Genomic DNA, 26,792 nt, shown 5'->3' with positions numbered 1-26,792 from the left:
CTATCTTGGCGACCCAAACATCGCGGACAACGTGAAGCTGCTCAAGTTTGTCGAGCGCGTGGGTAAGCCCGAAGAGGCGATCAAACCGATCTGCGATTTCGCCGCGCTCATCAAGGAGGACCTGGGGACCAAGGAAGCGTTGCGTCTGTTTGCCGAGGATGAACTCTCCTCGACGAAATGGATCTACGAATCGTGCGCCGCGCTGAACGCTCCGGCGAACAAGTCCAAGGAGGACTCGGCCTCGATGTAGGCGGGCTCTCCTCTCATCGAGTCTTCCAAGCGGGACCGGAAACGGTCCCGCTTGCTTTTATAAGCCTGCGCGAACAGCGCTCACAGTTTGGGCAGACCCGCTCGAACTGCTGACGGCGCGAACGGCGACGGTTCGATGATTTGTAGATCGGAGGCTGGGCGGCTAAAGCCGCAACGCCCTCACGCCGAAGTTGGCCCCCGGGTCACTTCGCAGGAGACGGCGCCGGTCCTGGGGCTTTAACCTCAGCCGCGGGTGGCGTTCCCAGGGTTCGCTGGGTGTAGCCCTTTGGCACCGCGAATGTTTCCGCAGGCAGGTTCTTGGCTTCGAGCTTGGTTACCTCGGTCTTGGTCGTCACCGGCTTCATCTTCGCCAGCTGCTGCTGAAGCCGCTGCGCCTGGTCCGGGGGCAGGTTCGGAAGTCTCATGGTGTTCATGTTAACCGTCGAGTCCGACGCGAGCGGGATGCCGTCGGGAGTATTGCTTTCCGGGACCACCGATTTGAGCTTTGCGGCCATCGCCTTTTGGAACGCGTTGAACTCTTTGGCACCCGGCGCGCTGGTTGAGAAGCACTCGATGACGGTGTAGTCGCCGCTCATCGATTGCCCAGCCCCCGAATAGTCGGTGCAAGCGTAGCCCAGCACCTTGCGGGTGGTAGTGCCCCTCTTGAAGTCCATCGCCCCGGCGGCATGCGCGACCGCCTGCGCCATCGGGCCGGTGGGCGGAAACGGGAGCTGGAAGTAGCTGCTCTTCGAGGGATCGATCAGATACATGACTTTGTTGTCGAGGTCGGTGATGATCTGGCGTTCGCCGGTGATCATCTTCTGCTTGTTGCCCTGAATCATGATGGTCTGTTGACTCTTGCGCTCGCCAAACTGCCCGTTGGCGACTTGCTCCTGGGTAATCACCACCCCGGCCCGGGCAGGGAGTGTGGATAGCGCGACGGCCACCGCGGCCGCGGCAAATGAGGTCGTTTTCATGGCTGCTACTCTCCTTGCGCCTGGCGAATTTTCAGTACCTCTGTGGCCAAGATGTTGATGGCGTCGGTGCTGTCCTGCCCTTTTTCCACCACGATTCGATGGATCATCAGGGTCAGCAGCCCGAGCAGCACCCAGACCATCTCTTTCACGCGCCGCAGAAACCCGATGGCAAACCCGACTCCGGCACGATAGCCCAACATCGCGAGAATCAGAGCCTTGCCACCTTCCTGGCTGACGAGCTTGGCGGGAATCAGAAAGGTTGCGCGCTCCAGCAGCAGGCCGATGCCGTCCACCAACAACGCGAGGCGCAGCGAGTCCGGTTGATGAAGCAGATACAGGAGCAGATAAATTTCAATCGGCCCCAGACTCCAGGCCACCAAATAGCACAGGGTGGCAACAAAAAACCGCGTACGATGCTCGGCGTAGAAATCCAGCAGGAGGCCGTCGGCCTCGTCTGCCGCGGCCCCTATTTGCTCGCTCTGAACGCCCCCGATATGGAGGCGGGCGGCTGCCCGCCAAAGATGCGAAAACGGACGCTTTTGCTGGACGAAAAAGAAGCCCGTCGCCAGAGAAAGCGCGATCGCAAAGCCTCCCACAATGGGCCAAAACAAGCGGGCGCCCGCGGGAACCATGTTCAGGGAGACCAGGATAGCCAGCGTGATGAATCCCATCTGGCCGATCACCTCAGCCAGCGCGGCCACCACCGTGGTGGCCAGCCCAAAGGACATGCGGAGCCTTTGCCGGACCATCATGGCCATCACGAATTGACCGCTCGGAGGGGTGATGTAGTCAATCGCCTCTCCCGCGATGCGGGCGAAGAAGAGCTGCGCCATTCCCAGCGAAGGCGGACAGTCGTAGATCGTGACGCGCCATCCGACCGTATTCACGACGCGCGCCACCCCCTCGAGCGAAATGGTCAGCGCAACACCCCATCCCGCCAGCCGCAAATAGGAGAGGATCTGCGCGGGACCGAAGTGGGCCAGGAACCAGGCGTAGAAGACGAGCGAAAGAACAATAAGGATGGTCTCGACGCGGCGCATCAAGCGAGCAAGGCGCCGAAACCCGAAAAACCGCGGCGCTGCGATGCCATTGTTTCAGCGTCGGAGCGCACGCGCAACCCAGCACTTCCATCTCGCGTTGACATGCGCTCTTAGAGGAAGCGACAATTTGGCTCCATCTATGAGAACGCTTCGTGTGATCGAGGGCGACCGATTCGAGACCTTCCGCTGCAGTTCATCGCTGACTTTAGGGTCGGGGGCAGGCTGAACTCCGCGATGGGATTGCATCGGATCATTCGCCGCTATCGGAAAAAAGGCGGGCGAGCTGCGCTTCGGTACGTCTGGCGGTTGCAGAAGAACAATCTTATCCGGGTGGCGAACCTGGTTGGACCGACACGCAGGCAGTGCCCGTGCTGCGGATGGAGCGGGATGCGTTTCCTTGACTACGCGGGCCACCGCCAGAACGGCATCATTTGCCCGCGCTGCGGCAGCCATCCGCGCCATCGGGCGCTGTGGACCTATCTGGCCGACCAATTGGCGCGTCTTGAGGCGGGAAGCGCGATCCTCCATCTGTCGGCCGAACAAAACCTGATGCCGGTATTCAAGCGCCGTAATGACCTTCGATACGTTACTAGCGATCTGAAGCTGGAAAGTGCGATGGTGCGCGCGGATGCTACGCGTCTGCCGTTTCAGTCGAATTCCTTTCGGATGATCGTATCCAGCCACATGCTGGAACATATCGAAAACGATCGTGCGGTGATCGCTGAGTTCGCACGCACCTTGACGCCGGGCGGGGAGGTGGTCGTGATGGTGCCGACGCGGCCCGACTGGCGAACGGCCGGGACCCGGGAATTCGGCGCACCGGACCCGCGAGAGGGTCATTGGCGGCTGTATGGATGCGATTTTACACTGCGTCTGCGGGCATCGGGACTGGAAGATCGTACGATACCGACGGCTGAATTGGCGTGCGCGCAACCATGCGAACTGATGGACGACGCAATCTTCATCGCACGCAAGCCCTTGGCCCGTGGGTCGTGATTTCGGACGACTGGCGTCCCCGCGACCAGCTCAGCAACTCCGTCCCTTAGAATGAATCAAGGCTGTAAAATGGCCCGAGATTTACAACGACGACGTGGGGGTAGCCGGTGGCCGCAATTGGAGACCTCGTGGGACCGGTTGCACCGGGAAAATCTGTGGCGCGGGCGAAAGGTTGAGCGCGCAGTCAGCCAGTACCCAGCATCGACTGGGCGACTTGCAGCGAGACTAGGCGCGCGATCAGGATGGCCAGGTACATTTGCCCCGTCACCGATTCCAAAATTGAAATGGCCCGCGCGGCGTCGGAGGCCGGCGCAATATCGCCGAAGCCGGTCGTCGTAAGACAGACGAAGCTGTAGTAGAAGAAATTGTGCATCGACATGAACATCGGCGTGGACTCCGAATGGACCAGCAAGACCCGGCTGAACGAACCGGGATGTTCCATCGCCACAACCGCGAACAAGAAGGCCCATGCCAGCCCCATCAGCAAGTAAGCGCTGATTGCCGCGCTTATCGTGTCCAGGGTGACGCGCTTGACGCTGAATAGTTCCCGCACCAGGCCTACGACCGTGATGAAGATAAATGCGCTGGCTGACAAAGCGGCGAAGACCTCGAGTTCCGGAGTGCGATACCAATGAAGTGCCCAGCGAGTCACGATCGTCGGCACCATCACCAGTAGTCCCACAGTGAAGTAGGCTGGCGACAGATTCAGCGTGTACAGAGCGGCCAGTAGAACCAGCGACAGCGACACGGTGGCGATCCCCTGTGCGAGCCGGTGACCGGCGAACATCGGCTCCCCGACAATCATCAGCAGGACCATGAACAGCAGCACCGTATAGCGCCCGGGCCAATTGCGCCGGCGCAAGCCGAGCGCTTCCCACAGCCGATTGGAGTGGGGTTTCGGCGTCGCCTCGGGCTGGTGAACACTGGTGTCGGCCATTGCTGAGCGCAGAGTTTACTCCCTCGGCGCCCGATAGGCAGTGCGGATAATCCACAGCCCCCCCTTTGCCGCCGTCAGTGGGAGCGGACCCTCACCTGGCCCGAGTCCACTCGCCATTCCTCACGCGTGACGCGTCTTGCCAGCGGTTCGTCGTGCGTCACCATCACCAGAGCCCCGGGATATTCAGCGAGAGCCTCCTCCAGACGTTCGATGGCCGGCATATCGAGGTGGTTGGTCGGTTCATCGAGCACGCACGCCCACACTTGTCGGCCGAGCCCGTCGGCCAGTGCCAGTTTGCGCGCTTCGCCGGGGGATGGCGACGGCGAGGCAAGCACGCGGGCGGGATCCAGGCCCAGAGCGGCGGCGAGGGCAAGCACTCGCGAGCGTGGCGCGGGAGGCAGAACGCGTATCGAGTCCAGAATCGCGATGCCATCCTCACGGGTCAGCTCCTGCGGCAAATGGAGAATGCGATCGGCGGGCAGATGGGAGGCGGCGACCAACGCGTTGAGCAGGGTGGTCTTGCCCGCGCCGTTGATACCCGCGACGCGGATCTTACTGTCACGATTCACGACCAGATGAACTTCGGTCAGCAGCGCTTCCTCACCGGCGCAGAGTGCGGCGGTGTCGAGAACGAAGAGGCGGCTGGCCGGGGCGGCCCCGTAGTCAACAAATACCGCGCGCCCTTTCTCCTTCACAAACCTGAATGCTTCGATATTCGCCGAGACGCGGTCGATGCTCCTGCGCAGGACGGCGGCATCGCGCGAGAGCCGACTCGACGCCATCTCCGCTTTCCCGCGTGCCATCATGCTGGTCGCGTCATGATCGCGCGGCCCCTTCATCCGCTGCGCTGCACCGGCGTTCCATTGCGACTCGGCCGAAATCGCCAATCGCCGTTTGTCACCCAGGCGCCGTTTCAGCGTCGCTTGTTTTTCCTTGAGTCGCTCGTACTGATGGTGACGTTCGCGCTCGTCGGCTTCCCAAGCGCGCTTCGCATCACCATAAGGACCGCGCACCATGTGCGCCGAACCGCCGTGAACCCTGATCGTATAGGTCGTCAGGTGTTCCAGCAGGGTGCGGTCGTGCGAGACGACTATTCCGATCCCACGGAAGCGAACCAGCGCTGCAAGCAACAGTTCGCGGGCGTCGGCGTCGAGATGATCGGTCGGCTCGTCGAGAATCAGTATCGACGGCTGCGCAGCAAGCGCGGCTCCGACCTGCCAGCGCTTGCGCTCGCCCGGCGAGAGGGTTGGCCAGCGTGGAAGGGCGCCCGGATCGAGCGCCAATTCGCCATGGACGCGGCGCGAAACACGATCGGTCGCGGCGGCGAGCTTTTCGATCGCTCGCGTAAGCGTCTCGACCGTCTGCGCGCAAATCGCGAGCGATGAGGATGGCGGATCGAGACGAACGTGGCCGGCTGTCGGCCTAACCTCGCCGGTAATCAAACGCAGCAGCGTGGTCTTGCCGGCCCCATTGGCGCCGACGACGCCAATCCATCCAGGCGCAAGCTGGATGTTTACGTCACGAAGGATCGGAACGGAATCGGCGTACGAGAATGAAAGATCGACCAAATGCACGAACATGTAACTGCTCCAGGATTAGGCGCACAGCGGCGCCATCGCGCCGGCGCTGGGCGCCGAACGTCGCAATCAACGACACTAGAAGCAGTTACTTCCGCACACCCGGTGGCCTCTCTCGGAAATGGATATTCCAAAAGGTAATCGTTGGGGCGCAGAGGGTCAATCTAGGAGGAGGTTAGCTCGGAAGAGAGGAATGCGCGCGCCTCGCCTGCCTCACTTGGCTCTACGATCGACCGCGAAGAACGGTACTCTATCCCGCAACGGTGCGCGCGATAACGATTGGCTGATAGTAACCAGTCTGCGCTGGCAACAGCCACTTGACCTTTCTCAGGCCAACCCGGCGAAGATGTTCACTGAGCTCGCTGCGCAGGAGTGCATGAGACAGGCCCTGGTAGTGGCGAATCGTCCACCGGTCGCCGCGCCCGCGCACGATGAACAAATGCTGATCGTAGGTCCGGCCATCCCCATGCCAATTCTAATGCTGGAATGCCAGGCGCAGGTCGCCGGTAGCGGTGCAGAGCGCTTGGGGAGTGAATGTGGGGTGCTCTCGCAGGATGCGGTCGTAGTCGCGAATCGATGCGATGAATAGCCCGCTCGGTTTGAGCCGCCCCCTGATGCTCCGGGCCGCGCGAGCCAGATCGCGGGCCGTCATCATGTGTGCGAGCGAGTTGTCGCAGCAAATCACGACGTCGAATGTGCTAGCGACGCTGCGGCCGAGGTCGCGAAGGTCCGCTTGCGCGAAGGTGAGTTGTGCTCCTCGCGAGCGTGCTTCGCGGCGCGCCCGCTGCAGGGCGGGTCTGCTCAGGTCGGTTGCGTGAAGCCGGTACCCGCGGAGGGCAAGACCGATCGCCTGGGTACCGATTCCGCACGCGCAATCGAGCAGGGCCAGCGGCGGCGCTGCAACCTCGCTGCGCACGATCCGATCGATCGCGCGCGACTGCGATTCGATAGCCGCATTCCAGTCCGCATAAATGAGATGGTAATCGCGCGCGAGTCGGTCGTAGAAACGACGCGCCGGATTTGGCATTCACCCGCTCTGTGGCCGTTTTCCGTTGCCGTTGCCAAGACCGAACAGGCGCCAGTGCCAATAGCCGCCGGTCGCTCCACGCCGCTGCACGCGCCATCCCTGGCGCTTGAGGTGGCGACCGATTAGCCAATTGATCGTGCCGTGCGCGACCACCGCAACCTTGTGATTGCTCGATGCGTACTCGGCCAGACGCCCGGCGGCGCGGCGCGAGCGCGCCCGGGCCTCGTCAATCGATTCGGCTCTGCCGGCGTAACCGGCGACGTGGGAAATGCGAGTCAGCATGACCCACACTTCGGTGGGCAATTCGATCATCGGGATCGGCAGATGAGGAAGCGGGACCTCGTCGAGTTCCGTGAGCTGCACCACCGGATGGCCTCGCGCAAGGCGCAACGCCGACTGATAGGAGCGCGGCCGATTGCTCGAGAGGAACAGGGCTGAGCCGCTGGCAATTTCGATCAGCTTTGGCGGAGGAGGACTGGCGGGGTCGAGTTCCGCCGCGTCGTAATCGGCCATCCAGCTCTTGAACTCGCGATGACGGCATCTGCGTGGCCACGCGAGATTCGGACGCCCGTGGCGTACCAGCAGGATTTGGCTGTTAAGCGGCAACCAGCACCCCCATCGTCACAGACCCTTGGCGAATTCCACCAGCAGCTGGTTGATCTGCTGGGGACGCTCCTGCTGAATCCAGTGGCCCGCACCGGGAATGATCACTTGCCTGCGGCAATTGGGCATCGAAGCCGCGATTATTTTACTCGGGTCGCCTCCCATCATCGCGATTACCACGTCGTGCTCGCCGGCCGCGAACACTGAGGGCTGGAGAAGCTTTGCCCCATCGAGAAATCCCGTCAGCTCCCAGTTGCGATCGAAGTTGCGATACCAGTTGATACCGCCGCGAAAGCCCGCGCGCTTGAACTCCCCGGCGAAAAACTCCAGGTCCGCTTCCGTTAACCACGGCGGCAACTTCTTCGGCGCGACTCCAGATTCGATGAACTTCTTACTGCGCGGAAACAGGAACTGCCAGCGCTCCTCGGGGGGCGGATCGCCAGACGCGCCGTACAGCATCATCGCCATTGAGCGGCGCGGGTCCGCATCGAGTTCCTTTTCAACTCGTCCCGGCTCCTGGAAATAGTTCTGATAAAAATGCTTGTCGGTTCCTTCGAGCGCCTTCCATTGAATACTCGGGCGAATCGAACTTCGCGGAACGTACGGTACGCTGAGCAGCGCGCATGCGTGAAAGATGTCAGGACGGAGTAGTGACGAATACCACGCCACCGGCGCGCCCCAATCGTGGCCCACGACGATCGCCCGCGACTCTCCGAGCCCGTTGACCAGCCCGACAATGTCGCCCACCAGATTGAGGATGTTGTAGGAATCGATCGCCTCGGGTGCTTCGGTTTGTCCATAACCACGCTGATCGGGCGCCACCGCCCGAAAGCCCGCCGCGGCAAGCGCGGGAATCTGGTGGCGCCACGAGTACCAGGATTCGGGCCAGCCGTGGCACATCACGACGAGCGGACCCGAGCCCTGCTCAACGTAGTGCAGCTTGATGCCGTTGGTAGTGACGAAGTGGTGTTGCAGGTCGGTCATGGAAGCCCTCCCGGTAGCTGCGGATTACTACCGCGCGCCAAGCGTGGCAAGCCGCCGATAATCGAGCCACGGTCGCACGAAGTGGAGAAATTCGCCGCCGAGGGGGTCGTCCCTTTTTCGGAACCCGTCTGTCTCCCCATACCCCGGCAAGGGTCAAAGGGAATTATCGCGCACTGACGCCTACGAGTGCTTCAGTTTTTTCATTTCTTCGGCCATTTCAGGGACCGCCTTGAACAGGTCCGCGACCAGGCCATAGTCGGCGACATTGAAGATGGGGGCTTCTTCGTCCTTGTTGATGGCAACGATTATCTTGGAGTCCTTCATCCCGGCCAGATGCTGAATTGCCCCGGAGATTCCGACCGCGACATACAACTCCGGCGCGACTACCTTGCCGGTCTGCCCTACCTGCAGATCGTTGGGCACAAAGCCCGCGTCCACGGCGGCGCGCGATGCGCCCATCGCGGCGCCCATCTCATCGACCAGCGGTTCGAGTACGGTCTTGAAATTGTCGCCGGACTTAAGCCCGCGGCCGCCAGACACGACAATGCGAGCTTCGGTAAGCTGCGGACGATCGCTTTTGGTCTGATTGAAGGAAACGAATTGGGTCTTGGCCGCGGCCGCGTCGATTTCCGCATCGACCTTCTCGACCGGGGCCGGGCTCGAGCCCGGCTTGGCTGCATCGAAGGCTGTGCCACGAACCGTAATGACTTTAACCGGGCCGTCGAGCTCGATGGTGGCCATCGCGTTTCCCGCGTACATCGGGCGCACATAGGTGCCATCGTCGTTGATCGCGGTGATTTCCGAAGCCATGGGCGCGTCGAGACGCGCCGCGAGTCGGGGTAGCAGATCTTTGCCCATCGCGGTCGCGGTTGCGAGCAGGAATTCCGCACCGGTTTGCTTGATCAGAGCGGCGAGCGCCGCCGCGTGTGCATCGGCGAGGTAGTTTTTCAGATTCGCGTGGGTCAGCGCGATCGCCTTGGCGACGCCGTACTTGGCGATTTCGGCGGCCAGAGCTTCCGGCGCGTCGCCGGCAACCACGGCGATCGCTTGTCCGCCGCGCTTCCTCGCCAGTTCGAGACCCGCGTGCACGGCGGTCAAAGTTGTCTTGGGGAAATGGCTCCCCTGATGTTCCGCGAAAATAAGCACGTCACCCATTGGTATTCACTCCGCTGCCCGCTGCGCGCCGCGCGAGGGTCGCGTGCGGACGATTAGAAAACTCGTCGCGATTTTCAGATCACCTTGGCCTCGGTATGAAGGACCTGCACCAATTCCTGCACCGAGCCCACTTTCTTTCCGGCCTGCCGCTTTGGTGGCGCCGCCAGGGTCTTCACCTTGAGCTTCGCCGCGAGGTCAACACCGAGGCTCTCTGCGGGAACTTCCTTGAGTTCTTTTTTGCGCGCCTTCATGATTCCCGGCAGCGACGCATAGCGCGGTTCGTTGAGGCGCAGGTCGGTAGTAATCACGGCGGGGAGGTTGAACGCGATCGCTTCCAGGCCGCCATCGACTTCACGCGTGACGGTGACCTTCTGGTCGGCGAACTCGACCTTGGAGGCGAAGGTTGCCTGCGGCCATCCGAGCTTCTCGGCCAGCATCTGGCCGACCTGGTTCGAGTCGTCATCAATCGCCTGCTTGCCGAGCAGCACCAGCTCCGGCTTTTCGTCGCTGATTACCTTGGCAAGAATTCGCGCTATCGCAAGCGAATCCAGCGCGCCGTCGTGTTTGACCAGAATGGCGCGGTCGGCGCCCATCGCAAGCCCGGTACGAAGCTGCTCCTGCCAGGCGGATTGACCGACGGTAGCGAGCACCACCTCGCCCGACAGCTTCTCCTTGATTCGGAGCGCTTCTTCGATGGCTATTTCGTCGAAGGGGTTGATGACCCATTTGACGTTGTCGGTTGCGATTCCGGAACCATCGGGCAGCACGCGGATGGTAGTTGCCGGATCCGGCACGCGTTTGATGGGGACGAGGATTTTCACGGTAGTATTACTCCACGCATACGGTCATGCGGCTATGAGAATCTCACAGAATGCTCGGGAGGGGAGCGATAAACGCAACGAAACTAACAGCGGCCTTTATTTCAGTCAAACTTCTAGGGATGAGCGCAAGGCGGCAGATTAAGCTGATTTCCGCGGTCAAGCGGGTGCGGGTTTGCCAAGCCGCGGAAATCGACGAAGTTGCCGGACTTCTGATTTTCTTACTCGTTGAAGCCTAGGCGGCGTGAGACGTCCCCGCCCGCTTCGAGCAGCGCGGGAATGAGTTCGGTGCTTATGCGCTCAGGCGCCAGGCGGTAGGCCGGTCCCGCGATGGCGAGCGATCCAACTACCAGGCGCGTGTAGTCACGAATCGGCACTGCGACCGAATTAACTTCCTCGACAAATTCTCCGGTATCGACGGCATAGCCGTCGCGGGCAACCGCTTGCAATTGATCAACCAGTTGGATGCGGTCGACGATCGTGCGATCGGTGAAACGCTTCTGATGTTCGGGCAGCGTGGAGCGCAGCTGCTCTTCGGGATCGAACGCGAGATGGACTTTGCCAGCCGCCGTGCAGTGCAGCGGGAGCGTCAGTCCCACCGGGGGCATGATTCGTACCGCGCGATCTTCCGGTTCGGCCGCTTCGAGCGGAACCACCCCGTCACGGCGCAGGATTGCGACATATGCGCTTTCGCGGCATTTTCGTGCGAGACCTGAGAGGATGGGACGAGCTTGGCGCACTAGTCCCATATGATGGATGTAGCGGCGACCGAGCAGCAGGCATTTGATTCCGAGTCGATAGTTTTCGGTTGCCTTGTTTTGTTCGATATAACTGCGGGCTTCTAGCGTCGCCAGGAGGCGAAAGACGTTATTTTTGTGCAGCTTGAGACGCTTGGATAACTCGGTGACTCCCAGTTCGTCGACATCACCAAAAAACTGTTCCAGCACGTCCAGTGCGTGTGCGACGGACTGGATGACGTAGTTGGTTTTGTCGCGTCGGACCATCGGGTTTCGGACGCTTGGCGGCGACAAGACCCAAGCCGGAGCAGGCGCCTTTGTAAAAGTGTTTTAATTTAGACAGTGTGTCCGAATCATGTCAACGAGAAGCCGAGAGCCGCCAAAAAATTGTCCTAATATACTGATAATAAAGGATTTTTTATCTCCAGTCTCAGGCAGGCAGAGGACTCCCTAAATGGCTGAAACTTTCCCCCCAGAATTTTTTCGTCGCATCGATGAATCCGACGATGAGCTGTTCTATAGCCAGCCGCGGCTGGTCGTACATATCGACGAAGGTGCAATCAAAAAGGTCGGACAGATCTTTGCACGGCTTCTGCCACAGGGCGGCGCTATTCTCGATCTAATGAGCAGCTGGCGCTCCCACGTGCCGGAAGAGATGCGTCTTGGGCGGTTGGTAGGTCTAGGGATGAATCGGCCCGAAATGGAGGACAATTCGGCGCTAACCGAGATTGTCATACACAATCTCAATCAAAATCCGGTACTTCCATTCGCCGAGGGCGAATTTGATGGCGCCGTGGTAACGGTCTCCATTCAGTACATGACGCGCCCTATCGAAATATTCCGTGGCGTGGCGAAGGTACTCAGGCCCGGCGCGCCATTTATCGTTTCGTTTTCCAACCGAATGTTTCCGACCAAGGCGGTCGCGATTTGGCACTCGCTCGGCGAGTTCGATCGCGTGCGGCTGGTGTCGCGCTACTTTCAGGAGTCAGGCAACTTTGAGAATATGGAAGTCGTCGACATGAGTGCGCCAACCGAACCTCCGTCTGATCCGATTTGGGCGGTGGTCGGGTATCGAAAGCGCGAGGGTCAGCGGTGATCCGGCACAACGGAATGCGCCATCTGGCGCTGACGGTTAGCGATGTCGAGCGCGCCAGCGCTTTTTACCAGCAGGTGTTCGGCATGAAGATTGTCTGGCAGCCAGATCCCGAGAACGCCTATTTGAGTTCGGGCTGCGATAACTTGGCGCTGCATCGCGGCAATGGTGGCGATCCATCGGCGCAGCGTCTCGATCACCTGGGTTTCATCTCATCGACGATCGCAGATCTCGAATCGGCCTGGTCTTGGGCGCAGACTGAACAGCTGGATATCGTGCATCCGTTGAAACGTCATCGCGACGGGTCGGTTTCGTTCTATCTGCGCGACCCTGATGGCAATGTCATCCAGGTTCTCTACGAACCCAACATCAGTCCACTGCGCGTCGGGTCCTGAGCCCGACCGGGTTAGCCGCTCACGGTCCCGGAGGAAACCATGCTGAAAGGCCGAGCTACGGCAGAAGGCACCCGCGCATACGCATCGCGATTTCCCCAGTTGCCGGGAAATTTTCGCCCGATGATCGGTTTTGAGGTTTCGTCGATCGGAATCGGCACCTACCTGGGAGAGCCCGACGAGGAAACCGATCGCGCGTACGAGGTCGCAACGGCAGCCGCCGTGCGCGGCGGAATAAATCTGATCGATACCGCGGTGAACTATCGTTTTCAGCGCGGTGAGCGGACGATCGGCAAAGTGATCGCCGAGCTCACCAACCGCGGCGAAGTACGCCGCGAAGAACTGATCGTCGCAACCAAGGGCGGTTACATTACCTTTGATGGCGAAGTTCCGCCGAATCCGCGAGCGTGGTTTGAACAACACTTCGTGCGGACCGGGATCGTGGGACCCAACGACATGGTCGAAGGCTCACATTGCATGACGCCCAAGTGGCTCAGCGCGATGCTCGAGCTGTCGCGCGCGAACCTGGGGCTGGAAACCATCGACATCTACTACCTGCACAATCCCGAGACGCAGCTCAACGCGGTGTCGCGTGCGGAATTTTTAAGTCGGATCCGCGCGGCATTCGAAATGCTCGAGCGCGCGGTCGCGGATGGCAAAATCGGGGTTTACGGCACAGCGACCTGGAACGGCTACCGGGTGGCCGCGACCGAGCGCGCCTGGCTCTCGCTCGAGGAGTTGTGGCGGGTCGCGGGCGAGGTCGGCGGCGAGCACCATCATTTTCGGGCGCTGCAGCTCCCGTACAATCTTGCGATGCCGGAGGCGGTGACGCTGGCGAATCAACCGGTCAATCAACAGCGCGCCACTATGCTGGCGGTCGCCAGCGCCATGGGCATCGGAGTTTGCGCCAGCGCATCGTTGTTGCAGGGCCGGCTGGCGAAAGGGCTGCCGCCGATTTTGCGCGAAGCGCTTGATGGGTTCGGCTCCGATGCTCAGCGATCGATTCAATTTGTCCGCTCGACGCCGGGAATCAACGTCGCGTTGGTGGGAATGAAATCCGCGGCCCACGTCGCGGACACGCTGGCGACGGCGGCTCACGCCCCCGCTACCCAGGATCAGCTGATGAAACTCTTCCAGCCCGCGAAACCCTAGTTTTCTCGCCTGCTCCCGAGCGAACCACAATCTTCGGTTTCGGCCGTCGCGGCCGCTCGTTGGTGAGTCTTCACCCTCGCTCCGCTGCCTCCCACTACGCCTGCCCTGCCGAGCCGGATAACGGTCCACGAAATTCGCCGGGAATATTTTCATCACTCACGGGTCATCTATGTGTACGCTGACCGTAGTTCAGTGACCGACTATTGCAATTGAGTCTTGCAGCTCGCGGGGAATAAAATCGCGCCGCCGGCAGTCCTCTCCCGGATGAGGACCATGGTCAAGCCAGGCTTGCGGCTGGTGCCCGCAGGCAACGGCTCGACGGCAACGGCCGGCGCGCGCGGGAAGCACTTGACCGGACCAGAAAATCGCGACGATTTTCAGCGCACATTTCTGCCGCACCTGGATGCTGCGTACAACCTGGCGCGATGGGTGCTGAAAAACGAAGCCGACGCTCAGGACGTCGTCCAGGAGGCGTATCTGCGCGCGCTGCGTTTCTGCGGGACGTTTCGCGGCGGCGACCCGCGCGCCTGGCTCCTCACCATCGTGCGAAATACCGCATACACCTGGCTTAGCCGCAACCGGAGCGCCGATCCGCCAATGCCCTTCGACGAAGAACAACATCCGGATGAGGCGGTGCCGGTAGATGTCGAGCTGATTCGCAGGGCGGATTCGCGAGCGCTGCGCACGGCGATGGAAGAGTTGCCCACGGAGTTTCGCGAGATCGTGGTGCTGCGCGATCTGGAAGGGCTCTCCTACAAGGAAATCGCCGAAGTCGCAGACCTTCCCATCGGCACCGTCATGTCCCGGCTGGCGCGCGCGCGCAGTCGCCTCAAACAGGCGCTGCACAAGCTGTCTTACGGCGGAGGGCAGCCATGACTTGCGAAGAGGCACGCCCCTTGCTCGATGCGCACGTGGATCGCGAGCTCGACGTCGCCACCGATCGCGAGGTCACCCGGCATTTAAGCGAATGCGAACGCTGCACAAGCGAGGTGGAGTCGATTCGCGCGCTCAAAAAAGCGCTGGGCGAGAGCGAGCGAGCTCGTGCGCCGGAGGTACTGCGGCGCCGGATTGTAAATGCGCTGGGGAGTTCGCCCGTGGCAGACGCGGCCCGGGTCACTCGCACCGGGCGGTGGTTGCCACGCTCCAGCGCAATTGCAATTCCCGCTGCGATCGCGGCGGTGCTTGCGCTCCTGCTCATGCCGCGAATGTTCCGAGTGGACCAGAGCGACTTTCTGGTACGAGAGGTGGTGGCCGCACACGTGCGCTCGACCCAGGTCGATCATCTCACCGACGTCCCATCGAGCGATCGCCACACCGTGAAGCCATGGTTCGAGGGCAAGATCGATTTCTCTCCGCCGGTCGCGGACTTTCAGGCCAAGACCTTCAAGCTGGTCGGCGGGCGGGTCGACTACCTGGATGACCGTCCGGTGGCGGCGCTCGTGTACCAGCATGGACCACACCTCATCAACGTTTTCATCTGGCCATCGGATGGTTCCGAGCGCGCCCCATCGCTGCTCACCCGTAGCGGTTATAACCTCGACCATTTTAGTCACGCCGGGATGAATTATTGGATCGTGTCGGACATGGGCGTGGACGAGATGGAAAGATTAGCCGCTCTTCTGAGAAGCTAGCGCTTTTCCGAAACGCCTTTCGGACCGGAGCAGGAAGCGGCGCGGCTCGTGCAGGCAGTTGCAGCGAGCACACACGGGAATGAGACTACTGATTCTTCAGCATCCGCCAACCGAACCGCAACCTTTGCGCAGCGGTTGCGACTTCCAGCGCCGCCATCGCATAGCAGAGTATCGGGCCGACAGGGCGGAGGAACGGAACGGATTGGATGGCTCCGAGGATCACGAAAAATATCAATGCTTCGGTGCGTTCCAGAATTCCCGGAGGGTAGTCGATGAGTTTGGGACCGCGCCGCTCGAGCGCCGCACCCACCGCCAGGAACACCGTGATGTTCACGTACCAGCTTGCGATCAGGATCAGCACCGGGAGGTAGAGAGCGGCGTACGGCCAGGCGATACCGATGATCACGACGCTCTCCACCACCCGATCGGCGACCAGGTCGGCAACGCCACCGAGCAGAGTCGGTTGCCCGCTCTCGCGCGCCAGCGTGCCGTCAAGTGCGTCCAGCGCGGCGCTGACTGCCAGTAGCAAGATTCCCCACCCTGGTGATTTCACGGCGAAGGCGATGCCCGCGCCGATGCCGGCCGCCAGGGCAGCCATGGTCGCGAGGTTGGCGCTGATACCGATCTGAGCGAGCGAGCGCGCGGTCGAGGATTGGAGCCGTCGGACCTCGGGATTTTCACCCAGGATCTTGTCCAGCATCGCCGTTTAATCTGCTGCCGCGCTGGTCTCAAGTTCTTCGAGCGTGCGTCCACGCGTCTCGGGCGCGAACAGCCACACCAACCCCGCACCAATCACCGGGCCAATCGAAACCACCGCCACTGCGTTGCCCAGACCTCCCAGGTGGTGCGACAGTGCGCCCACTGTGACCGGGGTGAGCAGGCCGCTAATCTGACCGAGCAGTTGCACGGTGAGGCTGTAGGAGGTGGCGCGGATTTCGGTCGGAAACAATTCCGAAGAGTACGTCGCGGTGGCGGTGCGCGCTCCCTGGAACGCAAAAACCGTAATCACCATCGAGGTGAGCATCGCCGCGTGTGTCCCAGTCTTGAACAAAGCGAGAATCGAAACCGCACCCACAAGGTATGCGAGGCTGGTGGTCAGCTTGCGGCCAACCCGATCCAGCGACCAGCCGGCGAGCAGATGCCCCAAGGTTCCGATCAGATAAGCGAGCACGACCGCCTGACTGATTTGCGCCGAGGTCCAATGATGGTCGCGTTTTGCATACAGGGTGAAGAACGTGACCGCGGGCGCACCGACCAGGCCAACGCTGTTCCACAGCAGCGCGACCAGCAGAATTCGACCGCGATAGGGACCCCGCAGGGGCTCGACCGCGTGCCGCAGCACCGCAAGTACTCCGGTGCTCTCAATGCCGCTACGTTTGCGCTCCTCCTGCAAGGCTTCGAACCTCGCGGTCTCGCGCAGGTTGCGCCGCAGGAATGCGACCAACAGCAGCGGAATGATCCCGATGAAGTACATCCCGCGCCACCCCCAGCGCGAGTCAACCACCAACGCGTAGAGCACACCCCCCGCGACCACTCCCAGCAGACCCACCCCGTTCAGCACCGCTACGCCGGTGCCGCGTGAGCCGGCGGGAAACTCTTCGCTGATCATGATGATCGCGATGCCGAACTCGGCGGATAAGAAAAGTTGCGCGCAGCTCTGAAACAGCGTGAAAGTCCCAAGACCCTGCGAGAGCGCGGTGAACAGAGTGAAGAGGGTATAGAACAGGACCGTGGCGGACACGATGGGCTTGCGCCCGATGCGGTCGGAGTACATCACGAGGAAAAATGCGGCCATTCCACCGACGCGGACGAGCGATGCCATCTGGCCCACAGCTGCATCGTCCAGATGAAAAGTACGCGCAATGTCCGGCGTACAAAGATGGAATATGGTGACGTCGTAACCTTCGAAAACCGTCACAGACATGAGGAGTCCGAGCAGCACCCACAAATAGCTGCGTTCGCGCTCGGCCAGCGGGTAGTCGGCGGGGCCAGGTGCGGGGTTGTGTCGGGGCTGGTTCACGCGGAAAATTTTCCGTAACCGCGCCCAAACTTTTCAGATCGGTTGCGCGAGAGCAAGCCGATCCCGGAGCAGGAGAACGGAACATAGCCGCCTTGCCGCATCTGGTTCGTCCGCGAAGTAGCCCATTTACCAGCACGCTCGCCGCGCTGCTCGCGTTTGTACTTTGCGGCACGGCGCGCGCTGCCAGCCTGCTCGATGGCGGCTCAATCGCGTATACGATCATGAGCCGCGACGGACGCAGCGTGCTGGGCTACGGGCACTACGTGATAGATCGCGAGAAAGACACCATAGCGCTGCGTGGGGAGAGCCGCTACGCCACCGGCGAATACGACATCGAGACCGAGATGCTCTCACCCGGCTTACCCGGCGCGCTGCCGACGCTGGAAAAATTCGACCACACCTTTTACTCGGCCGCGGGTACCGTGACCCGTGCCGCGCACGCCGACCTAACCACCGCGTACGCGAGTTGCACGGACGCCGGCGCGGGTCTCGAGCAGGCGCAGACTCTCGACTTTCCGTCCGACACCTGGGCAGGCGCCAGCGTGCTAATCCCCATTCAGCACTTCCTTCAGAACGGCGGCGAGGGGAATTTATCGACGAATGTCTTCAACTGCACTTCCAAGCCGGGGATCTATGCGGTGACCGTCAGCGTCGCATCGCAAGCTAGCGGATGGCCCTGGTCGCCGACCGACGCGGTGCAGGTGGACGTGAAGCCGCACTTCGGCTGGTTCGATACGTTCATCGGGCCGTGGGTGCCGAAGTTGAATGCGTGGTTCGATGCGCAAACCGGATGGGGACTCGAGGGCGTTGCAATCGCCCGATATTACAAGGGCCCGCAGGTGCTGATAGTCGCCGGTGATGGTAAGAGCGGCGGGGGGGCTGTGCGAGTAAATGCCCCGACTGCGACCCCGACCGAGGCTCAAGGTTCGACATCAGTTGGTCCCTGACCGGGACCCAGCTCGCTGAGACTAGCGGCGCGGAGTCGCGCCTGCAAATCGCTCAGCATCCACTGGTCGCGCATGGCAGGACAAGTTCTCGGGTGCATCACTTCTTTTCAGCGACTTCACCTCTGCGGGTCACCTCGAAGGTCACGATCTCGAACGGGCGAAGCTCCAGCTCAAGACTGCCGCGGCGCGCTCTTCGCACTTCCTTTCTAGTCACATTGCGTCCCGCAAGATTAACTATTCGCGCCTTTGCACCCGCGCCAAAAGCGAATTGTGCGCGCTCCGGATTCGGCGACGCGCTGTAGGTGCGCACCCGGTACCTACCGCGGCGAGCGGTAAGTCTTGCGGTCGAGAACGCGATGCGCGGGTTGTCGCATCGCGCCAGGCTCAATTCATTCCGGGGTGGCATACTCGCCGCAAAGACGCGCGGCGGATAGGAATAGGCTGCTGCGCGCTGCACGATGGCGGCGTGGAGATAGCTGCCGCGGTAGAGCGCCACTGCGAATTCGAAGTGATGCGCGCCGAGTTCCTGTGCGGCCGGCGTCTCCAGCTCCGGCCCTGCCCCTCCCCGGCGGGTTGCAAGATCCGATCGCGACAACCATCCGACACAGCGCAGCAAGGTCAGCAGCAGGGTGGTCGCGCCTTCTCGCTCGGCACGCGCCTCGACCTCATATAATCCGCGCGAAAGAATCGCCGCAGCAACGCTGTTCCCTTCCACGGCGCTCCAGGTGCGATGCGGTCCCGCCGGGCAGATATCTTCGGTTCCTTTCTGTGGTTCGGACCAAGCCAGTGCGCGCTCCACCACGCCAAAGCTCGTGTCGTGCAGCGCTTTGGTTGCGATGATGGGAGTCTTGAGCGCGACCCGCAGGCGATGATCCCGCGCGCGATTCACGATGTGGGCGTCGAAATCGATTCGATCGAGCCCCGCATAGAGGGTCGCGATCAATTCGATTTGCAACCGCTCGGTTTCCGTCTGGCGCTGGTGGCGGTTTGCATCAATCGCGCAGGGAATCCGGTATTCCAGATTGATGCGCATGCGTTGTCGGGGCGGGCTCCGGTCGATGAGCGGGAGGGTAAGGGTGACTGGCTCACAGATCGCGGCCGCGTCGGCAACCGGATCGAAGTTGTATTCGTCGCCGCGGTCGCCGTCGTCTTCAAAATACAGTTCGCATTCGGTGTGAGTGCGCCGATCCTCGATTTTGAAACCGCGCCCACCGCTCCGAACCCGCAAGAACTCATTTTCGATCGAATCGGGTTCCGCTGCGGGTTTTGCAGGCGCGGAATCTTCACGGACCAGGCGAACAAACGAAAACCCGGCTGGCGTGAGGTCATTTGCCACAAACGAAATGGTGCAACGGGGGGCGTTGGTGGCGCGAATCAGAATTTTCCCACCCTCCAACACCTCATTTCGAATCCGTTCGCGAAATTCTTCGAGGTCGAGCTCGCTCAGCGCGGCCCGGCTCAGCCACAAATCAAGTTCGACGCGACCGCCCGCAGTGCGCAGGACGTAGCGATTGATCGTGCGGCCCAACATGGTTGGGTGGCTTAGCGCCGCCACCAACGGCTTTAAGTCCGTGGCCGCCATCTCAACTTCAAACGATCGCTCGGCACCAGCGACGTCCACTGCGACCGCGATCCGCCCCGAGGGCCCTTCCACCGCGTAGCGCGCGCTCGGATCGGTAACCTCAACCTCGCCGGTGACCAGGGCGTGTGATGAGAAAGAGGGGTTGAAGACAGCCAGCCCGGTCCGGCCGTTGGCGGTGTTCGGCAAAATTGCCGCAGACGCGCGCCGCACAACGTTCTCCGCGAGCATCGCGGCCTGGTCGAAGCGGTAGCGCATGTCGTCGTGCACCTGGTCGACCGAACATCCGCAGATCGAATCGTGCGGATGGTTCTGCAGCACGGTGCGCCACGCCATCTCCAGCCACGCGGCGAGACCGCCACCTGCGCCACGGGCGTTCGCGAGCGCGGCCAAGGGGTCCGCCAACCGTTCCAGCACATAGCAGTTGTAGAAATCGCGCTGCTTGATCCAAGTGCGGGCCGAGGTCACTCCGGGCAGCAGATGTGCACGATAGGGAGAGCGCAGCTCGCCGCGATGGGTTGAGATTCCTTCAAGGGACAGCCCCGCCAGACGATCCACGATCGTTTCAAGCGGACCAACTTCAAAGCTCATCGCGCTGCTTTCGCGCGCCTCGCGAACGCGCGCCATCAAGCGGGCGTCGGGCGCAGCATGGTCGGTACCGTTCATCACCAGGATGGGCGCGTCGACGGCGAATCCACGTTCTCGATCCGCGATCACCCTTGCATGCGCGAGGAAACTCTCCATCGATTCCAGGGGCAAGTTCGCACCGTTTGAATAGCCGTAGGGGAGGTACGCGGTGAGCACCGATGATCCATCCGGCGCTTTCCAGACAAAGCGGTTGCGCGCGATGGAGGCATCGACCCCGCGCCACAGCGCGGCGGTGCGAAAGCCAAACCCAGTGAGAATTTGCGGAAGCTGTGCGCAGTGGCCGAACTGGTCCGGCAGGTAGCCCACCTCCAGCGGGCGCCCGAACTTGCGCGCCGCCGCCCGCCCGATTTCGAGATTGCGGATCAACGACTCGCCGCTGACCAGAAAGCTATCCGCGAGCACGTACCACGGGCCGATCTGGATTTTACCGGCGCGAATCAAGGCTTTGAGACGCCGCGCCATTTCGGGGCGGACCTCCAGGTAGTCGTCCAGCACGATGGTCTGTCCGTCGAAATGGAAAGATGGAACCTCGCCCGACTCCACCAGCGGAATCATTCGATCCGCCATCGCAACCAGCCGCGCGCGCATTTGCTGGAAGGGCTGGTACCATTCCCGGTCCCAATGAGTGTGAACGACGAAGTACAGATGATCCATCTGGTTCAAGCCGGACGGCGCGGCTGGAGGATTCGCCGTCGCAGGATCATCACCTGGTCGCCGTCCTGGTTGAACCCCCGCGTCTCAACATAGATGATGCCGCGATCGTCTTTGCTCTTCGACGGCGTGGTCTCCAGCACCATAGTTTCGGCATAAAGCGTGTCGCCGCCGAAGGTCGGCGCGGAGTGGCGCACGGACTCATATTCGAGGTTGGCGATCGCGTTCTCGCTGACGTCCTTGACGCTCATACCGACGACCGTGGCAAGCACCAGCAGGCCATTGACCAGGCAACGCCCGTGCTGGGTCTTGGCGGCATAGGCGGCATCGAAGTGCAGCGGGTTGGTGTTCATCGTCATGAGAGTGAACCAGGTGTTGTCGAAATCGGTGATGGTGCGGCCGGGCCAGTGTTTGAACAGCTGGCCGGGCGAGAAATCTTCGAAATAACGGATCATGTGCTGTGCCCCCGAATGGTTTGCCTAGAGCGATCGCGCTTCCGCCGAGCCGGCAGCGGCCCGGTCAGAAAGACACGATCGGTCCAATAGAGAACTAGACCCTCGGCTGGATAACGATCAACGGCTTTTCAGCGCGGCAGTCAGAGGTTAGTTTGAGACGATGCCTGAACGGCAAATCCACAAGCTTCTGGTCGCAAATCGCGGAGAAATTGCCATCCGCATCATCCGCAGCGCGCGGGTAATGGGCATTCGCACCGTGGCGGTGTATTCCGAGGCTGATGCGCGCAGCGCCCACGTGGCTGCGGCCGATGAGGCGCGCCTCATCGGCGCCGCGGAGGCGGCCGAGAGCTACCTGAATATCGACGCGATCATAGAGGCTGCGCGCGATACTGGCGCGGACGCGGTCCATCCGGGCTACGGTTTTCTCTCCGAGCGCGCCGAGTTCGCGCGGGCCGCCCAAGAGGCCGGAATCATTTTCGTCGGGCCACCCGGGAAGGTACTGGCTCAGCTCGGCGACAAGATCGCGGCGCGCAAGCTCGCCGCCGCGGCCAAGGTGCCGGTCGTCCCCGGCCTTGAAGCGATCGAGCCATCCGCCGCACGCGATTTTGCCGCGCGATCCGGCCTTCCGCTGCTGGTGAAAGCCGCCGCCGGCGGCGGGGGGCGCGGCATGCGGGTGGTCGAGTCGGTGGAAGACCTCGACGCGGCGCTACAGGCTGCCTCGCGCGAAGCCAGCTCGGCGTTCGGCGACGGACGGGTGTTTCTGGAGCGATACCTGGCGCGCCCGCGTCACATCGAGGTGCAGATTCTCGGCGACGAGCACGGCAACGTAGTCGCGTTGGGTGAGCGCGAATGCTCGATTCAGCGGCGTCATCAGAAGGTGATCGAGGAATCGCCGGCGCCAGGACTGTCCGAGTCCACGCGGGCCGCCATGATCGATGCGGCGCTGCGGCTGGCGCGGGCCGCGCAATATGTCAACGCCGGCACGGTGGAGTTTCTGGTCGATAACGAGGAGTTCTATTTTCTGGAAGTGAACACCCGGCTGCAGGTCGAACATCCGATTACCGAAATCCGTTTCGGCTGCGATCTGGTCGCGGAGCAGCTCAAAATCGCGATGGGACAGAAGGTCGGAGCTCCCGGCGCGCCACAGGGCTGTGCCATCGAGTGCCGGGTTTATGCCGAAGATGCGCGGCACGGTTTCCGGCCCGCGACTGGGACCGTGGTGGATCTCCGGGTACCCGCAGGTCCCGGGGTGCGCTTTGACACCCATCTGGTGGCGGGGGCGGAGATCGGTGCCTTTTACGATGGACTGCTAGGCAAACTGATCTGCTCCGGCACCGATCGCGAACAGGCGCGGGGTAGAATGCTGGCGGCGTTTGATGAGTTTGCGATCCTGGGTGTTACCAATACGGCGGGCTTTCTCCGCGACGCGGTGGCCAGCGAGCGATTCGCAAGTGCCGATCTGTCGACTCGCTTTATAGACGAGCTCTTTTCCGATCCGCCGCTCGACGACCAGGCGGAAAGCGATGCCGCGCTGATCGCCGCGGCACTCGCTACTCAGGCACCGGTGCGCGGCGCAGAAAATGGCGGCCGCACCGCATCGACTCGATCGCCGTGGGCGGAGCTCGGCGGGTTCGAGCTGTGGAGACGGCAGTGAGGCTGCGTGCGGCCGAAGAACGCGGCGAGCGGGAAGTCGAAATACTCGAGCGGGAGGGCACCCACCTTCGCGCGCGTATCGACGGACGCGAAGTTTCCGCCCAGTTCGATGCGCTCGCCAGCGGGGGCGGGACGCTGTCCATCGACGGCCGTCGGTTTCGTATCGCCAGCGCGAGACGAAAGGACACTATTTTAGTAGCGGTCGGACCGCGCACGTTCTCTTTCGTCCGCGCGGAAGAAGGCGGCCGTCATCGTGCGCGCGGACTCGCCGCCGCGGAAATCACCGCACCGATGCCGGGCAAGGTGCTGCGCGTCCCGGTCAGAGAAGGCGACGCGGTAGTCGCGGGACAGACACTGGTGGTGTTGGAAGCGATGAAGATGGAAACGGCACTGGCGGCCGAGAGCGACGCGGTCGTAAAGCGGGTGCTGGTGGCGCCGGGGCAGATGGTCGATCACGGCGCACTCTTAATCGAACTCACTCCTCCGGCTGCGACTCCATCAACGCGCGAATCCGGTTCTCCAGCGACCTGACCCATGCGGCGAAATCGTCGTCGCGTTCGACCACAATTTCGAGCTTGCCATCTTTCAGCAAGGACACGCGGCCCGGATGCTCGGGGCGCAGCGGAATGATAACCGCTTCGCGCGAGATTCCCAGCGCGTCGAGAACTTCGAAGATTTTTTCGATTTCCTTAAGAGTGACGGCTTTGAGCATCTTCGCGGAATCCTGCTTGTTATGCGTGTATGACACTCTTTACATACGAAGCGAAGGGCATAAGCTCAAGCATCGAAGCATCGGCCGCGGAGGAATTCATTGCGTGTTCGGCACAATCAAGAAAGTAGTCAAGGACAAAGGTTTCGGCTTCATCATTCCTGACGACGGCGGCGACGAGGTGTTTTTTCATCGCTCACGCCTGGGGCCGAAGATGTATTTCGAAGAGCTGCGCGAGGGTAACGAAGTCCAGTTCGAAGTGCGATCGGGAGAGAAAGGCCGCCAAGCTTTCAACGTGCGATTGCGCTAGACCAGGAAGCGTCCCCAGATCCCGCTGAGTTTCGGGGCATCCGAAGGTCCCGGGTTCCTCTAGGTCGCCGGCCGTGCACCATGCCGATGCCGTCCACCGACCACCATGAATCAATGCGCCGGGCGATGGGTGCCGCGAGACCACTCCGCGGTCCGCGCGTGCTGCGCCTGGTTCCGACACGCCCAGGTTCGACCACTTATTGCTAACCTGCCCGAAGATAACGGGATTTCCAAAACCCTAGCGCGTCCAGGCAAACCAGCGGCGGAACATTTTTGCCGCGAACGGGGTCAGGCGCGTCCGGTTGTACTGATTTGCGATCTTGCGGATGACCTCCGCCTGGGTTGGGTATGGGTGAATAACTTCCGCGAGCTTGCCCAACCCGACGCCGGCCGCAATCACCGTGGTTAACTCGGAGATCAGCTCGCCGGCGTGCTTCGCGACCAGTGTCGCACCAACGATTTGATCGGTTTTCTCCTTGACGTGCACTTTCAGGAAGCCTTCGGTTTCGCCGTCGAGCACGGCGCGATCGACCTCGGCCATTTCCTGCACGTAGGTCGTGACCTTGATGCCGCGCGTTAGGGCTTCGGCTTCGTAGAGACCGACGTGTGCGATTTCAGGATCGGTGTAGGTGCACCAGGGAATGGTCAGCGCGCTGACGCGAGCGCGCCCCAAGAAGAGTGCGTTGCGCAGCACGATCCGCGCATGCGCGTCGGAAAGGTGGGTGAACTTTAGGGCTGACGCGCAATCGCCGGCAGCATATATGCGGGCATTCGTGGTGCGCAGGTAGTCATCTACTTTGATACCCGCGCTGCGATCATATTTCACGCCTGCGGCCTCCAGGCCCAATCCATCGACGTTGGGCGCCCGTCCAACACCCAACAGAATTTCATCGACGCTGATCTCCCGCTCGACGCCACCGACCTCGACGCGCAGCACCTTCTCCGCACCGCGCTTCTCCACCGCAAGAATCCTGGCTCCGGTTGTGATCATGAGGCCGTCGCGCCTTAGCGCTCGCTCTACGCGCTCGGCTGCGTCGCGGTCTTCGCGGATAAGTATTTGTGACTCGACTTCGAGGAGCGTGACCTCGGAGCCGAAACGACGCATGACCTGCGCCAGCTCGCAGCCGATCGGCCCCGCACCGATTATCGCCAGGCGACGCGGCAGTTCAGTCAGCGAAAAAATAGTTTCGTTAGTGAGACCGTTCGCCTCCCTAAGCCCCGTAATGGGGAGCATCGCGGCACGCGCGCCGGTTGCGATGACCGCGCGCCGAAACTGCAGGGATTGGCCGTCGACCTCGACCTTGTCGCGCGCGGTGAAGTGTCCTTCGCCGATGAATACATCCACGCCCAGATCGCGCAGCCGCTCCGCCGAATCGTTGGATGCCAGCTCCGCGCGTATCCGGCGCATCCGTTCCATCGCGGCTGCGAAATCGATACGGGCCGACGGTGCCTCCACCCCCAGCACTCCCGCGCTGCGCGCGTCCGCGACTGCGCGCGTCGATCGGATGAGCGCTTTCGAGGGTACACATCCGAAGTTGAGACAATCTCCGCCCATGAAGTCGCGTTCCACTATCGCGACCTTTGCTCCGAGGCCGGCTGCTCCCACCGCGGAGACCAGGCCGGCCGTGCCTGCGCCAATCACCACCAGGTTGTAGCGAGGCGCGGCCGTCGGATTGCGCCATCCGGGCGGACGCACCCTCGCCAAGAGCGCCCGGTTGTGCACATCGAGCGGCGCGATCTTGAGCGCATCCGAGGCCACCTTCAGGTTCGCTCCTTTAGTGCGCGCGTACCGATCCTGGTTGCATAGACTGCGATCGCGACGGTCGCTGCAAATCCGATCACGTTGAGTGCCCACCTTAGATTAGCCGAGGCGCCGCCGGTGCCGGCGGCAGCCCGCGCGATGTCGCCGCTCAGTGCGCCGATGTACACGAACATCACTGTCGCCGGCATCATCCCGATCCATGACGCGACCACGTACTCGGCGAGCCTGACGCGGGTAAGGCCATAGGCGTAGTTGAGCAGGTTGAAGGGAAACACCGGGGAGAGGCGGGTGAGGAGCACCATCTTCCATCCTTCGCGGGCCACCGCATCATCGATGGAGCGGAAGCGCGCGTTACGTTCGATGCGGCGTGCGACCGCCTCGCGGGCGAGGTAGCGCCCGACTAGAAATGCGGCGGTGGCTCCCGCGGTCGAGGCGACCGATACGTAGATTGAGCCCCACAGGACGCCGAAAATCACGCCGGCGCCAATGGTGAGAATCGACCCGGGAATGAAGAGCACGCAGGCAATGACGTAGATCGCAATGAAAGCCAGCGGCGCCGCAGGACCGAGCGCGGAAATCGCGTTGAGCGCGGAGGTCAGCTCGCCTCCGAGCCGACGGCCCACGAGCAGCAGCGCGACGATGGCCGCGGCCACCAGCACATATTTGAGTCCTGCCGATCGCTTCATAGAGA

The 26,792-nt window shown here is 61.9% G+C and carries 28 protein-coding genes; 11 read left to right on the top strand and 17 right to left on the bottom strand.

The genetic code is table 11. The features are described 5' to 3' along the window. On the top strand, positions 1-250 hold a 250-nt coding region (locus VGI36_06835), incomplete at its 5' end, for a hypothetical protein (GenBank protein ID HEY2484846.1). Between the two features lie 202 nt (positions 251-452). On the opposite strand, the gene VGI36_06830 is transcribed toward VGI36_06835, so the two are convergent. Then, positions 453-1,226, bottom strand: a complete 774-nt coding sequence (locus VGI36_06830; GenBank protein HEY2484845.1) for a hypothetical protein — start codon at positions 1,224-1,226, stop codon at positions 453-455. Positions 1,227-1,231: 5 nt separating this feature from the next. Further along, the gene (locus tag VGI36_06825; protein ID HEY2484844.1) at positions 1,232-2,266 is read right to left on the bottom strand and encodes a lysylphosphatidylglycerol synthase domain-containing protein; all 1,035 of its coding nucleotides are present in this window, start codon (positions 2,264-2,266) and stop codon (positions 1,232-1,234) included. Between the two features lie 387 nt (positions 2,267-2,653). On the opposite strand from VGI36_06825, the gene VGI36_06820 reads away from it, so the two are divergent. Then, complete coding sequence (locus tag VGI36_06820; GenBank protein ID HEY2484843.1) at positions 2,654-3,262, top strand: methyltransferase domain-containing protein; 609 nt, start codon at positions 2,654-2,656, stop codon at positions 3,260-3,262. Positions 3,263-3,446: 184 nt separating this feature from the next. Here VGI36_06820 and VGI36_06815 read toward each other — a convergent pair whose 3' ends face one another. From VGI36_06815 to VGI36_06780, 8 genes are all read right to left on the bottom strand, one after another. Continuing rightward, a complete protein-coding gene (locus VGI36_06815) occupies positions 3,447-4,199 on the bottom strand; it encodes an ion channel (GenBank protein ID HEY2484842.1) in 753 nt (250 codons plus the stop codon). 74 nt (positions 4,200-4,273) lie between these two features. Then, complete coding sequence (locus VGI36_06810) at positions 4,274-5,779, bottom strand: ATP-binding cassette domain-containing protein (protein HEY2484841.1); 1,506 nt, start codon at positions 5,777-5,779, stop codon at positions 4,274-4,276. 472 nt (positions 5,780-6,251) lie between these two features. After that, positions 6,252-6,803: a class I SAM-dependent methyltransferase gene (locus VGI36_06805; GenBank protein ID HEY2484840.1), complete on the bottom strand. Its 552-nt coding sequence runs from the start codon at positions 6,801-6,803 to the stop codon at positions 6,252-6,254. Beyond that, complete coding sequence (locus VGI36_06800) at positions 6,804-7,409, bottom strand: histidine phosphatase family protein (GenBank protein ID HEY2484839.1); 606 nt, start codon at positions 7,407-7,409, stop codon at positions 6,804-6,806. A gap of 15 nt (positions 7,410-7,424) precedes the next feature. Continuing rightward, a complete protein-coding gene (locus VGI36_06795; GenBank protein ID HEY2484838.1) occupies positions 7,425-8,390 on the bottom strand; it encodes an alpha/beta hydrolase in 966 nt (321 codons plus the stop codon). 180 nt (positions 8,391-8,570) lie between these two features. Then, positions 8,571-9,545: an electron transfer flavoprotein subunit alpha/FixB family protein gene (locus VGI36_06790; GenBank protein ID HEY2484837.1), complete on the bottom strand. Its 975-nt coding sequence runs from the start codon at positions 9,543-9,545 to the stop codon at positions 8,571-8,573. A gap of 74 nt (positions 9,546-9,619) precedes the next feature. Continuing rightward, entirely contained in the window at positions 9,620-10,366 is a 747-nt protein-coding gene (locus tag VGI36_06785; GenBank protein ID HEY2484836.1) for an electron transfer flavoprotein subunit beta/FixA family protein, read from the bottom strand. A gap of 218 nt (positions 10,367-10,584) precedes the next feature. Beyond that, positions 10,585-11,367, bottom strand: a complete 783-nt coding sequence (locus VGI36_06780) for an IclR family transcriptional regulator (GenBank protein ID HEY2484835.1) — start codon at positions 11,365-11,367, stop codon at positions 10,585-10,587. A 187-nt stretch (positions 11,368-11,554) separates the two neighbouring features. On the opposite strand from VGI36_06780, the gene VGI36_06775 reads away from it, so the two are divergent. The 5 genes from VGI36_06775 to VGI36_06755 all read left to right on the top strand — a co-directional run bounded on the left by VGI36_06775 (position 11,555) and on the right by VGI36_06755 (position 15,368). Next, positions 11,555-12,196, top strand: coding sequence for a methyltransferase domain-containing protein (locus VGI36_06775; GenBank protein ID HEY2484834.1), 642 nt, complete (start codon positions 11,555-11,557; stop codon positions 12,194-12,196). 14 nt (positions 12,197-12,210) lie between these two features. Then, positions 12,211-12,588 (top strand): VOC family protein, encoded by a 378-nt coding sequence (locus VGI36_06770; GenBank protein HEY2484833.1) that lies wholly within the window; start codon positions 12,211-12,213, stop codon positions 12,586-12,588. Positions 12,589-12,627: 39 nt separating this feature from the next. Further along, complete coding sequence (locus tag VGI36_06765; protein ID HEY2484832.1) at positions 12,628-13,737, top strand: aldo/keto reductase; 1,110 nt, start codon at positions 12,628-12,630, stop codon at positions 13,735-13,737. A 273-nt stretch (positions 13,738-14,010) separates the two neighbouring features. Then, positions 14,011-14,613 (top strand): sigma-70 family RNA polymerase sigma factor, encoded by a 603-nt coding sequence (locus VGI36_06760; GenBank protein HEY2484831.1) that lies wholly within the window; start codon positions 14,011-14,013, stop codon positions 14,611-14,613. Further along, the gene (locus VGI36_06755; protein ID HEY2484830.1) at positions 14,610-15,368 is read left to right on the top strand and encodes an anti-sigma factor; all 759 of its coding nucleotides are present in this window, start codon (positions 14,610-14,612) and stop codon (positions 15,366-15,368) included. Before VGI36_06760 ends, VGI36_06755 begins: the two co-directional genes overlap by 4 nt. Positions 15,369-15,453: 85 nt before the next feature. On the opposite strand, the gene VGI36_06750 is transcribed toward VGI36_06755, so the two are convergent. Further along, positions 15,454-16,068: a CDP-alcohol phosphatidyltransferase family protein gene (locus VGI36_06750; protein ID HEY2484829.1), complete on the bottom strand. Its 615-nt coding sequence runs from the start codon at positions 16,066-16,068 to the stop codon at positions 15,454-15,456. Between the two features lie 6 nt (positions 16,069-16,074). Next, on the bottom strand, positions 16,075-17,388 hold the full coding sequence (locus VGI36_06745; protein ID HEY2484828.1) for an MFS transporter: 1,314 nt from the start codon (positions 17,386-17,388) through the stop codon (positions 16,075-16,077). Positions 17,389-17,480: 92 nt separating this feature from the next. Between VGI36_06745 and VGI36_06740 the strand changes: the two genes are divergently transcribed. Next, the gene (locus VGI36_06740; GenBank protein ID HEY2484827.1) at positions 17,481-18,335 is read left to right on the top strand and encodes a hypothetical protein; all 855 of its coding nucleotides are present in this window, start codon (positions 17,481-17,483) and stop codon (positions 18,333-18,335) included. Positions 18,336-18,432: 97 nt separating this feature from the next. Here the strand turns inward: VGI36_06740 and VGI36_06735 are convergent, their stop codons facing one another. Both VGI36_06735 and VGI36_06730 read right to left on the bottom strand, forming a co-directional pair. Continuing rightward, entirely contained in the window at positions 18,433-21,216 is a 2,784-nt protein-coding gene (locus VGI36_06735) for a glycoside hydrolase family 38 C-terminal domain-containing protein (GenBank protein HEY2484826.1), read from the bottom strand. A 5-nt stretch (positions 21,217-21,221) separates the two neighbouring features. Next, on the bottom strand, positions 21,222-21,668 hold the full coding sequence (locus tag VGI36_06730) for a MaoC family dehydratase (GenBank protein HEY2484825.1): 447 nt from the start codon (positions 21,666-21,668) through the stop codon (positions 21,222-21,224). A 160-nt stretch (positions 21,669-21,828) separates the two neighbouring features. On the opposite strand from VGI36_06730, the gene VGI36_06725 reads away from it, so the two are divergent. After that, positions 21,829-23,322: a biotin carboxylase N-terminal domain-containing protein gene (locus VGI36_06725; GenBank protein HEY2484824.1), complete on the top strand. Its 1,494-nt coding sequence runs from the start codon at positions 21,829-21,831 to the stop codon at positions 23,320-23,322. After that, a complete protein-coding gene (locus tag VGI36_06720) occupies positions 23,319-23,852 on the top strand; it encodes a biotin/lipoyl-containing protein (GenBank protein HEY2484823.1) in 534 nt (177 codons plus the stop codon). Before VGI36_06725 ends, VGI36_06720 begins: the two co-directional genes overlap by 4 nt. Here VGI36_06720 and VGI36_06715 read toward each other — a convergent pair. Beyond that, complete coding sequence (locus tag VGI36_06715; protein ID HEY2484822.1) at positions 23,797-24,069, bottom strand: hypothetical protein; 273 nt, start codon at positions 24,067-24,069, stop codon at positions 23,797-23,799. The genes VGI36_06720 and VGI36_06715 overlap by 56 nt on opposite strands. 67 nt (positions 24,070-24,136) lie before the next feature. On the opposite strand from VGI36_06715, the gene VGI36_06710 reads away from it, so the two are divergent. Continuing rightward, on the top strand, positions 24,137-24,340 hold the full coding sequence (locus VGI36_06710; protein HEY2484821.1) for a cold shock domain-containing protein: 204 nt from the start codon (positions 24,137-24,139) through the stop codon (positions 24,338-24,340). Positions 24,341-24,577: 237 nt separating this feature from the next. Here the strand turns inward: VGI36_06710 and VGI36_06705 are convergent, their stop codons facing one another. After that, on the bottom strand, positions 24,578-26,098 hold the full coding sequence (locus VGI36_06705) for a mercuric reductase (protein HEY2484820.1): 1,521 nt from the start codon (positions 26,096-26,098) through the stop codon (positions 24,578-24,580). Between the two features lie 2 nt (positions 26,099-26,100). After that, a complete protein-coding gene (locus tag VGI36_06700) occupies positions 26,101-26,787 on the bottom strand; it encodes a TVP38/TMEM64 family protein (protein ID HEY2484819.1) in 687 nt (228 codons plus the stop codon). Positions 26,788-26,792 lie beyond the last annotated feature (5 nt).

Source organism: Candidatus Binataceae bacterium (assembly GCA_036495685.1).
Classification (GTDB): Bacteria; Desulfobacterota; Binatia; order Binatales; family Binataceae; genus JAFAHS01.
This window is presented reverse-complemented; position numbering and strand designations above follow the sequence as displayed.